At 65.7% G+C, this 11,915-nt stretch carries 12 protein-coding genes; all 12 read right to left on the reverse strand.

Going from position 1 to position 11,915, the window contains the following annotated elements; genetic code table 11:
- The coding region (locus U9J39_RS23560; protein ID WP_326348282.1) for a hypothetical protein at positions 1-109 on the reverse strand (109 nt) is incomplete at its 3' end.
- A gap of 16 nt (positions 110-125) precedes the next feature.
- Positions 126-905, reverse strand: coding sequence for an SDR family NAD(P)-dependent oxidoreductase (locus U9J39_RS23565; RefSeq protein WP_326348220.1), 780 nt, complete (start codon positions 903-905; stop codon positions 126-128).
- A gap of 28 nt (positions 906-933) precedes the next feature.
- Positions 934-2,010 carry a phosphotransferase gene (locus U9J39_RS23570; RefSeq protein ID WP_326348221.1) on the reverse strand — a complete coding sequence of 359 codons (1,077 nt, stop codon included), beginning with the start codon at positions 2,008-2,010 and terminating at the stop codon, positions 934-936.
- 14 nt (positions 2,011-2,024) lie between these two features.
- On the reverse strand, positions 2,025-2,693 hold the full coding sequence (locus U9J39_RS23575) for a hypothetical protein (RefSeq protein WP_326348222.1): 669 nt from the start codon (positions 2,691-2,693) through the stop codon (positions 2,025-2,027).
- A 34-nt stretch (positions 2,694-2,727) separates the two neighbouring features.
- Positions 2,728-3,384 (reverse strand): c-type cytochrome, encoded by a 657-nt coding sequence (locus U9J39_RS23580; RefSeq protein ID WP_326348223.1) that lies wholly within the window; start codon positions 3,382-3,384, stop codon positions 2,728-2,730.
- A gap of 9 nt (positions 3,385-3,393) precedes the next feature.
- Positions 3,394-4,866 (reverse strand): flavin monoamine oxidase family protein, encoded by a 1,473-nt coding sequence (locus tag U9J39_RS23585; RefSeq protein WP_326348224.1) that lies wholly within the window; start codon positions 4,864-4,866, stop codon positions 3,394-3,396.
- A gap of 4 nt (positions 4,867-4,870) precedes the next feature.
- On the reverse strand, positions 4,871-5,239 hold the full coding sequence (locus tag U9J39_RS23590; protein ID WP_211983453.1) for a hypothetical protein: 369 nt from the start codon (positions 5,237-5,239) through the stop codon (positions 4,871-4,873).
- Positions 5,240-5,337: 98 nt separating this feature from the next.
- Entirely contained in the window at positions 5,338-6,627 is a 1,290-nt protein-coding gene (locus U9J39_RS23595; protein WP_326348225.1) for an acyl-CoA dehydrogenase family protein, read from the reverse strand.
- Between the two features lie 162 nt (positions 6,628-6,789).
- Positions 6,790-7,476, reverse strand: a complete 687-nt coding sequence (locus tag U9J39_RS23600) for a TetR/AcrR family transcriptional regulator (RefSeq protein ID WP_326348226.1) — start codon at positions 7,474-7,476, stop codon at positions 6,790-6,792.
- Positions 7,477-7,644: 168 nt separating this feature from the next.
- Positions 7,645-8,994, reverse strand: coding sequence for an NAD(P)/FAD-dependent oxidoreductase (locus tag U9J39_RS23605; RefSeq protein ID WP_326348227.1), 1,350 nt, complete (start codon positions 8,992-8,994; stop codon positions 7,645-7,647).
- A gap of 11 nt (positions 8,995-9,005) precedes the next feature.
- On the reverse strand, positions 9,006-10,247 hold the full coding sequence (locus U9J39_RS23610; RefSeq protein ID WP_326348228.1) for a thiolase family protein: 1,242 nt from the start codon (positions 10,245-10,247) through the stop codon (positions 9,006-9,008).
- A 25-nt stretch (positions 10,248-10,272) separates the two neighbouring features.
- The gene (locus U9J39_RS23615) at positions 10,273-11,829 is read right to left on the reverse strand and encodes an AMP-binding protein (protein ID WP_326348229.1); all 1,557 of its coding nucleotides are present in this window, start codon (positions 11,827-11,829) and stop codon (positions 10,273-10,275) included.
- Between the last annotated feature and the right edge of the window lie 86 nt (positions 11,830-11,915).

Genomic DNA, 11,915 nt, shown 5'->3' on the forward strand with positions numbered 1-11,915 from the left:
CCTGGATCACCACCTTGTGGCCCTGGGCGACGTATTTCTTGACGGTCTCCGGGGTGGCGGCGACGCGAGTCTCGCCGCGGAGTGTTTCCCGTGGAATACCAATTTGCATATTCGATTCCCTTGTGTCAGGCCAGCGTCAGCCCGCCGTCGACAAGCAGCGTCTCACCAACCATATAGGAGGCCAACGGCGAGGCCAGGAAAACGGCGACTCCGGCGATCTCGTGCGGCAAGCCCATGCGGCCCAGGGGCACGCGCGAAAGCGTTGCATCGAGCCGCGCCGGCGAAGCCGTGGTGACCTTGGTGAGCTTGGTATCGACCAGTCCCGGGGCAATGCCGTTGACGCGAATACCTTCGGCTGCCCAGGCTTCGCCCAGCGTGCGGGTCAGACCCACCACGCCTGACTTGGATGCGGCGTAGGCCGGGTTTCCGCGCACGGACCGGAAGCCCGCGATCGAGCTGAGCGTAACCAGGGAACCCTGGCTCTCGCGGAGCATCGGCCGGAACTTGACCGCGCACGCCATCACGCTGGACAGGTTGACGCTCAGCACCCTGTCAAAGGCTTCCATCTCGAACTCGGCCCGCTTGTACAGGATGGTGCCCTGTGACAGCACCAGCGCATCCAGGCGCTGGAAGGCGGGCTGCACGGCGTGGATGGCGGCCTGGTCGGAGACATCTACCTGCGCATAATGCAGACCGCAGAGGTCAGAGCCGTCGTCGGCGCTGTAGTCGGCCGCGCGGGCACGCGTGCCCCATGCGTGGACCTCTGCGCCGAGTTGCCGGAATGCCTGGGCAATGCCGTTGCCGATGCCGCTGGAGCCTCCCACCACCAGCACCGTCTTGCCGGTGAAGTCCAGGAATCCGGCAAGGCCGGGCTGCGCGATAGGGGTCGGTGTTGAATTCGCCATGATGCTGTGATGTTGGAAGAAGTGCCGGTCAGCGCGAATGCATTTGCAGATGCTTCCAGGCCATTGCCGCGACCGGCCTGGCCAGTTTCCCGGTTTCGAGCGCACGCGTGGAAGTCGCGGTGCCATCCGACGCCCGCTTCATGATGCCTTGCAGGATGCCCGCGGTGCGAAACATGCTGAAGGCGAGGTAGAAGTGCCAGTCCTGCGCAATCTTGCGTCCGGTACGTTGCTCATAGGCACGCCGATAGGCCTTCTCGTCCGGGATACCCAGGCTGGCGGCGTGAACGCCTGCCATGCCCCGGAGCGGGCCCGGTTCGATATGCCAGCTCATGCAGTGATAGCTGAAGTCCGCCATCGGATGGCCGAGGGTCGAGAGTTCCCAGTCGAGCAGCGCAAGGACACGAGGCTCGGTCGGATGGAAGATGAGGTTGTCGAGCCGGTAATCACCGTGAACGATGCAGACCTGCTCCTCCGCTTCGTGCGGGATGTGCCGGGGCAGGCATGACATCAGCGCATCCATCGCCGGAATGGACTCGGTCTGGGAAGACTTGTACTGCCTGCTCCACCGCTCGATCTGGCGGGAGAAATAGTTGCCTGGCTTGCCATAGTCGCCCAGGCCGACAGCCTTGCAGTCGACGCTGTGCAGCGCCGCGATGACCCGGTTCATCTCGTCGTAGATGGCCGCGCGCTCGTGCGGGGCCATGCCGGGCAGCGCCGGGTCCCACAGCACGCGCCCTTCGACATGCTCCATGATGTAGAAGGCGCGGCCGATCACTGCCTCGTCCTCGCACATGGCATAGGTCCTCGCAACCGGCACGTCCGTACCGGCAAGCGCTGCCATCACGCGGAACTCGCGCTCGATGGCATGCGCCGATGGCAGCAGCCTTGCCCGCGGCCCGGGCCTGGCACGCATGACATAGGTCTGATCCGGCGTGACCAGCTTGAAGGTGGGATTGGACTGGCCGCCGTTGAACTGCTCGATCGCCAGCGGGCCGGCGAAGCCCTCCACGTGCTGCGTCATCCAGTCCTGCAGTGCAGCGGGATCGAAGCCGATGGCTTCGGTCACCGGGCGCGTGCCGGCGAACGCGGAGAAGTCCATGCTCATGGGAGTCGCCGGGTTCATGGTGCCGCCAGCATCGACGACAGCGATGCCTCGTTCTTCTCCGCGCGCTCCAGCGCACCATAGGCGTAATACATCACGACGCACATGAGCGACCACGCCAGGCACGCGAGCACATAGAAGATGGCCTGCTCGTCATCGCCGGGGATCTTGTAAAAGTCGTAGATGGTGGCGACGGCCTGAGACGTCAGCAGGACTACGAGCACGCCGAGTGCAAGCAGACCCTCCCCGGCGCTCAGCAATCTCCAGGCAAAGTAGGCGAGGTACACCGAGAATGCGGACCACATCGCTACGTAGAAGTACGGCCGGGGCTGCGCCATGAAATCGGCCGACACCAGGACCCCCGTTGCCGCGATAGCGGCGGCAAATAACAGGACATCCGACAGGATGGACGGCTTGTAGCGATGCGTGACGCCCATCAGTCCGGCAGTGGCGATCACCGGAATACCGAAGCCCCGGGAGAACGCGTCCAGGAAGTAAGAGATGCGATAGGAGAATTCCACACCGCCCAGGAAATAGAGCAGGAAGTTCGATGCCGAGAACGTCACGACCAGCCACTCGAACCCGAGAAGATGGTTGCGCTTGCCCAGAAACTTCAGGCCGAAGATCAAGGACGTTGCCACCAGAGTGGCGATCGAAAGGCAGAGAATGTAGAAGCTGAGTTCCATTACGACTCCAGGTATATGTTTTCGGGCAGCTTCGTCACTTCTGCGGGGCGAGGCTGGCGAGGTAGCTCGCCATCGCCTTGCGGTCCTGCGCTGAAGCCGCCATGGCAATGCGTTTCATCATTCCGGTCGGATCGCCGCGCGTGCCGTCGGCGAACGCGTCGAACTGCGCAAGCAGGTAGTCATAACCCTGGCCGGCAAGGCGCGGAAACTGGTCGCGCCCCATCAACTGGCCGCCGTGGCAAGCGATGCAGTTGCCCGATGCCACCAGTTGCCTGCCCCGCTCCCGCAACACGGCATCCGGCGTGAAAGTCCGGTTGGCGACGGCCAGTTGCCTGGCAAAGTGATCGGCCAGATGGTTGATCTCGGTCTCGCTCATGGTCATCGCCAGCGGGCCCATGGTAGGGTTGTGCCGCTCGCCGCTTGCGAACTTGTGGAGCTGGGCCGCCACGTACGGGGCCGGCTGGCTTGCCAGGCTCGGATAACCCTGATGCATCGAATTGCCCCTGACGCCGTGGCACGCGATGCAAGCGTCCGTCACGTGAGGCCAGGGTCCGCTATTGGTCTCGTAGGCCGCCGCGGACGCGGAGATGTAGCGGTCAAGCCGATAGAGTCCGACGAGGTCGGGCCCCAACCAGGCCAGCAGTCCGGCAATGATGGCGCCGGCGGCGCCCAGCAATATCCGTTTCTTCATCCCTGCCTCCTACGCGCGACGCAGCGCGTTGAGCGCCTGGAGCGCGGCGTGGTGACCCGATCGCACGGCGCCGTCCATGTAGCCGGCCCAGATCTCGGCCGTCTCGGTGCCGGACCAGATCAGCTTCCCGCACGGTGGGCGCAAGGCCTCGCCGTGGGTGCTCCAGAAGCCCGGCGGGATCGCGGAAACGCAGGTGATCGTCCATGGATCAGCGCGGCCCCAGTCGTGATCGTGATATGACACCGGGGACAGCGCTTCGCGGCCAAAGGCACGGGCGTACAGCGCCGTCAGGAATTGCTGCGCGGCCTTGGGTTCCGACGGGACCTGCGCGTTCGAGATAAAGGCGTTGATGACGCCGATCTCCCCGCCTGGCGGAGAGTTGTCGAAAGCCCACAGGATGGGGCCGTTCACCTGGAAGATATGTCCGTTCAAGCCCTTGTCGCGCCAGAACGGCCGGGAATAGACCATGGCCGTCTTCCGCGCCGGCGAGTGGGCGGGCCAGGCCCGTTGCAGCGCGGCACGCTTTGCCGGGAGCGGGGGATCGAACCGGATCTGCTGGCACAAGGGTGGGCTCAGGGCCATGATGACCTGCCGGGCGCGCATCTCGCCATGGTCCGTGTGCAGCGTGACGATGTCGCGGTCCCATCCGGAGATGCGTCGCACCGGGCTCGACAGTCGCACCTTCCCGCCCAACGCCTGCGCCATCCGGTTGCTCAGTACCTGCGACCCGCCGACGAAGCGCGTTTCCTGCGCGCTATGCTTGATGCTGTCGAGCTGCATGTAGTCGCAGGCGGCCGAATTGATCATCGAGAGGAAATGCAGCAGTCCCATCTTGGCCGGCATCACGCCGCCTGAGAGCGCGAGGCTCGCATTCCAGCCGGTGCGGTCCTCCGGCTTGATGTTCTGTCGCGCCAGCCAGTCGCCGACCGAGAGCTTGTCCAGTTCGGCTGCCTTCGGTGACTTCCATGGCGCGCCGGCGGGAACTTCGCGCGAGAGCTCGCTGAGCTTGCTCCCGATCGCCTCGTCACTGCCGAACGTGCCCTTGAGGTCCATTTCCAGGCGGCCGTCGCCGCCGAGAATGACGGTGTTGCCCTTGTAGAAGCTCGGGAACGTGCCGACGTCCAGTTCACGCGCAAGGTCGGCCACGGCGGTCTGGCCAGGGCCGATCCACTGGCCGCCGACCTCGGACACTTGCCCGGAACCCACGTCGCAGTTCAGCGTCCGCCCGCCAACGCGATCACGCGCTTCGAGCACGACCAATGACTCGCAGCCGGCATGGCTCAGGTCCCGTGCCGCCGTCAGGCCCGCCAGGCCCGCGCCGACAATAACGACGTCGAGGACGTCCCCCGGCTTGCCGGCATGCGCCGGCCCAGGGCTCAGGCTGCCCATACTGCCTACCGCAGTCGAGATGCCAGCCAGCTTGAGCAGCTGCCTGCGCTGCGTGTTGATTGAAGGCTTCACCATGTTGTTTCGCAGTTTCATTGCCTCACTGCGGGTCGAGCGCAAACCTGCGCGCGCCCTTCCCGCTTCTCATGCTTCTGTGCCGGACAGCCCAGACCAGTCCGCGCAGCGCCTGCTGGTCAGCCTGTTGCACGGCTGCCGTACATTGCTCCAGGACCTCTGGTTCCGGGAACAACATCAGTTCTGCCGCGCTCCCGAGCACCAGCGCGATCTCGAACGGCGAGCCCGCCGCGAGCGCGTGGCGCAGGAGGGTCGACAAGAGGCGTTCGATGCCGGCGCCGTTTGCCGCATCCACGCGAATGCGCGCCACCGAGGCGCGGATCCGGTGCAGCAGCTCGCTGGAGCCGGGCTGCTGCCCCCATGCGGCTGCGCTCGCGCTGGAACATGTCGTCATGACTGCTTCTCACTGCAAAGGGCTGCTTTGTCCGTTGCGCTGCGCCGGCCGCCGCGACGGCCGGTGTCTGGCGCATGGCCGGACGCATGCCGATACGCTTACTCGCGCGCCCAACCATTCTGGTAAAGCCGCCCGGCCAGCACCCCCAGGCGCGAGGCGAGCACGTAGTTCTCGCCGTCCTCGATCAGTGCGGAGCGCACATCGCGGAAGAGCTTCTCGATCGGGAACTCGCGCGTGGTGCCGTTGGCACCGAAGAGCTGGAAGGCCTCGTGCGTGATCTTCATCGCCTCTTCGGTCACGCTGACCTTGGCTTGCGCGGTCGCATAGGGATGGCTCTGCGGCGACAAGCGCGCGAATGCCAGGCTGCGGCGTGCGATGGCGCGCGCCATCTCCAGCCGGCGCAGCATCTCGCCGACGCGCAAGTGGGTCATCTGGTGGTCCATCAGCAGCGCCCCACCCTGCTTGCGTTCGTGGCAATAGGCCAGCGCCAGCTCGAAGGCCGCACGCGCCACGCCGACGAAGACCTGGCACATGTGGGTGCCCGCGAACGACCAGGTCGAGGCCAGGTTGCCAAGGTAGTCGTCCTTCAGCGCAATGGCGAAGCGCTTCGGCACCCTGACGTTGTCGAAATAGATCTCCCCCTGGGGCAGGGAACGCTGGCCGATCTTGTCCAGCGGCTTGCCGCGCGAGATTCCTGGCAGGTCGAGCGGCAGGATCAGGCCAAGGCCGTTGGTGAACCCGCCCTGCTCCCCAGTGCCATGGAAGCCCTCGCCGTAGTCCGCCGCCATGTAGGCCAGCGCGACCTGCGCCACCGATCCGTTCGACACCCAGGCCGAGCTCTGGCCGTTGATGACGATCTCATCGGCACCGACCTTTGCGGTGACGTTGCCCACCGGCTGCTTGCCGCCGGCGCTCAGTTCCTCGCGGTACAGGATCGCGGCATCGGAACCGCGGTCGGGCTGTGTATTCATCCAGCAGCCGATCTTGCCCGCACACATCTCGACCAGTTCCTGGTTGCCGAGCGATTGCGCCATCGTCAGCGGCATGGTCGCGACGCCCAGCGAGACGGCCAGGCCGGCATCGCCCCACCCGAGCTCCTCACCGATCAGCGATTCGATGCGAACGGCAACCTCAGGCGGAAACTGCGCGATCAGCTGCGGGTCGAGCCCCAGCTTCGCGCTTTCCATCATCGCCACCCAATACGGCGACCCCGGGGCGATGACCTCCTCCGGCGTCATGCGGTCAAGCTCGCGGCCAACCGGCCGCAGTACCTCGCGAGCGAAACGATGAACGGTCTGCTGGATCGCGTTCTCCTCTTCGCTCAACGGCGTCTCGAATCCGGTCAGGCCGACTGCGGGCAGGGCCGTGGTCTGGTTCAGGCGAATCATCTCTGTCTCCTTTGTTCGTGGACAAACCGGGCGGCTGTCGGGACCAGTCGCTCATTTATTAGAACACTATACAAAACATAGGTCATGTTGCCAAACATACAAGCATAAAAAAAGACAGGGTAATCCCTGTCTTTCCGCATCCGGGCACCGACGTTGTGACGCCTAGCCGGCCTCTTCGGTCGACCGCTCGCCCAGCACGAGATGATTGACGCTGGCACGAAAGGCCTTGTTGAGGCCGCCGTGGTACGCACGCTTGCGTCGTCCCGCACCGAGCTGCAGGGCGAGTCCATCGGCCATGGCGATCAGCAGCGAGGCGACATGCAGACTTTCTGCCGTCTTCAGTTCAGGATTCACGGCTCGCGCCAGTTCAGCAATGCCGCGCGTGAGCGTGTCATACCACTCGTCGAACATGCGCGCACACTCGGGATCGGTGGAGGCCAGCGAAACGAAGTGCCACCACAACGCCGACTCCTTGTGGCTGCTGGCGTCTGTGAGCGCCTTATCCAGCAGCGTGTCGAGCGCCTCCCGCGGTGCCATGCGGCTGTCCAGCGCGCGCTTCAGGTCTTCGAGGTAGGCGTCGATGATCGGCGCCATGATGGCGCGCAGCACGGCCTGCCTGGTCGGGAAGTAGTACTGGAGGTTGCTGATGCTGATACCGGCGCCAAGGGCCACGGCGCGCAGCGAGAATTCCAGGCTGCCGCCTTCGAGCAGCAGCTTCCGCGCGACGCGGATGATGGCATTGCGCGTGCGCAGGCCCTGGGCCCGCAGTCCTTCGGGGTCTGCTCCGGTGGACGCTGCGGTCGTGGTGCGCCGCTTCCTGGTGGTGCGCGGTTCCGTAGGCACGGTCATCTCTTCTGCCTTGAATCAGGGCCTTTCGGCACTGGGGAAAGGATCGCGCCAGCGGGTCGCTGGGCGGGCGTCATTATAGCTGACGCCCGTCGGCGCGCATGGCGCCAGAGTCGCTTCGGCGGCGGGTCCCTCCTTGAAGATAGCAGTGAAATAGCATGCTGCCGCACCTTACCGGCGCGCGGCGTCCCTCGCCTTGCGGTTCACCCGGTGGTCCAGCCTGTTGGCCACGCCCAGCGCGGCATTGACCGCGCACCACTGCAGCGGTTCGGGCAGCGTCAGCGGCGTCTTGTGGCGCAACGCCGCAAGCAGCGGATTTTCCACGCCGCAGATCCGCTCGGCCAGCAGCAGCCCCATCAGCGACTGGGTGCCGACGCCATGTCCCGAACAACCGGCGGCATAGAGGACGTTGCGCTGTGCGCCGGCTTCGCCGACCACGGGCAGCGCGTCGTAGGCGAAACTGATATAGCCGCTCCAGCATGACCGGATGGCCAGGTCCCCCAGCATCGGGAAGCGCTGGTGCAGCCCGTTCGCCAGCGCCCGATAGGCTGCCTCGTCCGGCACATTCGGCGTCTGCCTGCCGTAGACGTAGTGCAGCCGCTTCGTCGTTGTCACAAGCGTGTTGCGCGCGGTCAGGCGATGGCTTTCCATGGTCCAGTGCGCCGTCACGATGCCTTCGCGCCGTGGCCAGCCGAGCGACGCCAGTTGTGCCGCGGACAGCGGCTCGGTCTCGAGCGCCGACACCCGCAACGGGATCACCTTGTTGCCCAGCAGGCCAAGCTGCGGCGTATAGGCATTGGTGGCAAGCACCAGGAATGGCGCGTGCGCGCGGCCCCGTTCGGTCTGCACCGTGACGGTTGGGCCGTCGGTCCAGGACAGCACCTTCGTGTTCTCGCAGATCCTCACCCCGGCACGCAGCGCCGCGCGCCGCAAGCCCATGACATATTTGCCCGGATCGAGCGTGCCACCGCCTGGCAGGTAGCAACCGAACAGGAATGCCGGCGGTATGCCGCGCGCGCGCATCGCGGCGTAATCAAGGAACTCCCCCGGCGAGCCGAGTGCCACGCCGGTCCGCAGGCTCTTGCGCAGCTTCTTCTCCTGCGAAGGATGAACCCCCGCACGGATAATGCCCGAGGCGTTGTAGTCGCAATCGATGCCGAGCTCGGCAAGCTTCCGCTCCACGTAATCCACGCCGTCATCGTAGAAGCGGATGATCTGCTTCGCCTGCGCGTGACCCACGCGCCTGAGGAACAGATCGTACTCGAGCCCTTGCCCGCCCGCGAGATAGCCCGCGTTGCGACCGCTCGCGCCAAATCCGGCGAACTCGCGCTCGAGGACGATCACTTTTGCGCCGCGCACGGCCAGCTCCAGCGCGGTGGAGAGGCCGGCAAAGCCGGCGCCGACAACGATCACGTCCGCGGCCGCCTCGCCCTCCAGTTCCGGCTGCTGGTCATCCGGCGCCTCCACCCAGCCGCCGAGCGGGCGATACACCTGCCTGCCCTGCCTGTCGAACCCAGCCATGCCTGTCTCCTTCAATCCTTGCGCAGAATATGGATGGCGAGCGCCGCTTCCTCGACGCCCTGCAAGCCCCCGCCGTTCTCCTGGATCGCGTGACGCGCGCCCTGCACCTGCCGCACGCCGGCTTCCCCGCGCAACTGGGTGACCAGTTCATAGAGCTGGCCAATGCCGGTCGCGCCCAAGGGATGACCCTTGGATTCGAGCCCGCCCGAGGTGTTGATGGGGATCCGTCCGCCCAGCGTGAACTCGCCGCGCTCGGCAGCCGGCCCGCCCTCCCCGATTGGCACCAGGCCGAGGTTCTCGGCCTGGATGATTTCACCCATCGCCGAGGCGTCATGGACTTCCGCGACGTGCATGTCCTGCGGGCCCAGGCCGGCCTGTTCATACGCCTGGCGTGCGGCCAGGTAGCCGATGTTGCGTTCCGGCGCATCGATGGGCCGGTGCGTGAAGCTGCGGATCACGCTCGCCGCAACCCGGATGCATCGGCCGCGGTCCGCGCCGATGCGCCGCAGGCCTGCCTCGGTGCAAAGAATGGCGGCCGCCGCGCCGTCCGAGACCGGCGCGCACATCGGCAGCGTGATCGGATACGTGATCGGCGGCGCGGCAAGCACCTCGTCGAGCGTGAACGGCCGGCGGAACTGCGAGTGCGGGTTATGCACCGAATGCCCATGGTTCTTCGCCGACACAGCCGCGATCTGGCGCTGTGTGGTGCCGTAGGTCTTCATGTGATACCGGCACAGCGCGGCATAGATCTTCATGAAACGGCTGTAGGGCTTGTCGGACTCCGATCCGGGCGGTGGCTCGATCCCTTCGCCCAGCCGTGCCAGCGTCGCGAAATTCTCCTCGACCCTGGACACGTCCCACCCCCCTTCGAACAGCGCAAATGACCTGGCCTTGTCCGGAACGTTCATCTTCTCGGCGCCGATGGCCAGCGCCACGTCGCACGCTCCGGCCCTGAGGTGCTGCACCGCCAGGTGAACGGCGGTGCTGCCCGAGGCGCAGGCGTTCTCGACGTTGAACACCGGAATGCCCTCGACCCCGGTCTTGCTGAAGACAACTTGTCCGGGGACCGACAACTGGCCCTGCAGCGCGCCATTGGTGATGCCGGAGTAGAACGCCGCGCCAACGGCGCCGGCGGTGCAGCCGGCGTCCGCCAGCGCGCCGCGCAGCGCCTCGCCGGCAAGGTCCTCGATGCTGCGCTCGGGATGCCGGCCGAATACGGTCATGGCGATGCCGGCGATGTAGATATTGCTCATAGCTTGTCGTTCCCCGAAAACCCGATCAGATCTTGCGTTGCAGGCCTTGCCAGTATTGCTCGCGCAGGTCTTTCTTCAGGACTTTGCCGACCGGGCTGCGCGGCAGCGCGGCGACGAAATCCACGCTCTTGGGCGCCTTCACCGAGCCTAGCTTCTGCTTGCACAGGCCGACCAGTTCGTCCGCACTGACGCTATGGCCCGCGTTCAGTTCCACCACCGCCTTCACCGCCTCGCCCCACGTCTCGTCGGGCACGCCGATCACCGCGCAGTCCTGCACCGCCGGATGCGCCCAGATGACCTGTTCGACTTCGCTGGGATACACGTTGAAACCACCGCTGATGATCATGTCCTTCTTGCGGTCGGTGATATGCAGATAGCCGTCCGCGTCGAGATGGCCGATGTCGCCGGTGTGCAGCCAGCCGTCGACAATGGTCTCGGCCGTCTTGTCGGGCGCCTTGTAGTAACCCTTCATGACGAGGTCCCCGCGCACGCAGATCTCGCCGCTCTCGCCCTGGGGCAGCACCTCGCCACGGTCGTTCAGGATCTCCACGCGAATCAGCGGGTTCGGCCGGCCCACCGAGGACAGCCGCTCGTCCGATGCCAGCCGTCCGCCGACGAAATGCTCGGCCGGTGTCAGGTAGGAGATCGACGCCGGCGCCTCGGTCTGGCCGTAGCCGCCCGCCATGACCGGGCCAAACACTTCGAGCGCGCGCTTGAGCTTCTCGACCGACATCGGCGCGGCGCCATAAAGGAAGCACTTGAGCGAGGAGAAGTCCTGCTTCGAGATGCCGGGGATGTCGAGCAGACGATAGATGACCGTGGGCGGCAGGAAGAACTCCGTCACCCGGTGCCGCGCAATCGCGCCCAGCACGGCCGCGGGATCGGGCTTGGGCAGGACCACCACGGTGCCGCCCCGAGCGGTGCAAGGCAGCGACAGCATCCCGGCCGTATGCGTCATCGGCGCGGCGGCGAGGTTCACGGGGCGCTCCTCGCCCTGGTAGGGGAACGCCGTCATGAACTGCGCGAAATAGGTCTGGTAGGCGCGGTGCGTGTTCATCACGCCCTTGGGCCGGCCCGTGGTGCCGCCCGTGGCCGACAGGGTCACGACATCGTCCATGTCGTAGTCGACCACCGGTGCGCTCGACGGCTGGCCCGCGCTCCACGTCGCGAGGGACGGCGCCCACGGCAGGTCGGCGTCGATGCACACCCAGAGCTTCACCTTCGGCAGCCCGCCACGCAACGCATCGATCACCGATGCGAACGCCTGCTGGAAGAACAGCACCTTGCAGTCGAAGGCGTCGAGGATGAACTGGTTCTCGTCGGGCGAATTGCGCCCGTTGACGGGGATATACGCCATCCCCGCGCGCCATAGCCCCAGCGCACAGCCCCAGGCCGTGACATCGTTGTCCGCCCAGACCGCACCCTTGGTCTCCCTGGCGAGTCCTTCAGCGAGCAGCCCGTTGGCGATGCGGCACGACAGTTCGCCGATCTCCCGGAACGTAAAGCTGCGCTCGTCCTGGATATAGGCGATGCCGTGCGGATTGATGCGCAGGCCGCGGTCAAAAAAATCAATGATTGCCATGTCAGGCGTTCCTTACTCTCAGCGTGTTCTGACGAATTCTGTGAAACTAATCTGCGCAGCTATTCCCCGCCCTGAGGCGGGCAAGG

Source organism: Cupriavidus sp. SS-3 (genome assembly GCF_035818815.1).
Classification (GTDB): Bacteria; Pseudomonadota; Gammaproteobacteria; order Burkholderiales; family Burkholderiaceae; genus Cupriavidus; species Cupriavidus taiwanensis_C.

Coding starts and splice junctions, on each gene's coding strand:
- U9J39_RS23585 (WP_326348224.1), bottom strand. CDS start 4,866: ATGAAACTGCGAAACAACATGGTGAAGCCTTCAATCAACACGCAGCGC.
- U9J39_RS23565 (WP_326348220.1), bottom strand. CDS start 905: ATGGCGAATTCAACACCGACCCCTATCGCGCAGCCCGGCCTTGCCGGA.
- U9J39_RS23580 (WP_326348223.1), bottom strand. CDS start 3,384: ATGAAGAAACGGATATTGCTGGGCGCCGCCGGCGCCATCATTGCCGGA.
- U9J39_RS23575 (WP_326348222.1), bottom strand. CDS start 2,693: ATGGAACTCAGCTTCTACATTCTCTGCCTTTCGATCGCCACTCTGGTG.
- U9J39_RS23615 (WP_326348229.1), bottom strand. CDS start 11,829: ATGGCAATCATTGATTTTTTTGACCGCGGCCTGCGCATCAATCCGCAC.
- U9J39_RS23590 (WP_211983453.1), bottom strand. CDS start 5,239: ATGACGACATGTTCCAGCGCGAGCGCAGCCGCATGGGGGCAGCAGCCC.
- U9J39_RS23570 (WP_326348221.1), bottom strand. CDS start 2,010: ATGAGCATGGACTTCTCCGCGTTCGCCGGCACGCGCCCGGTGACCGAA.
- U9J39_RS23605 (WP_326348227.1), bottom strand. CDS start 8,994: ATGGCTGGGTTCGACAGGCAGGGCAGGCAGGTGTATCGCCCGCTCGGC.
- U9J39_RS23595 (WP_326348225.1), bottom strand. CDS start 6,627: ATGATTCGCCTGAACCAGACCACGGCCCTGCCCGCAGTCGGCCTGACC.
- U9J39_RS23610 (WP_326348228.1), bottom strand. CDS start 10,247: ATGAGCAATATCTACATCGCCGGCATCGCCATGACCGTATTCGGCCGG.
- U9J39_RS23600 (WP_326348226.1), bottom strand. CDS start 7,476: ATGACCGTGCCTACGGAACCGCGCACCACCAGGAAGCGGCGCACCACG.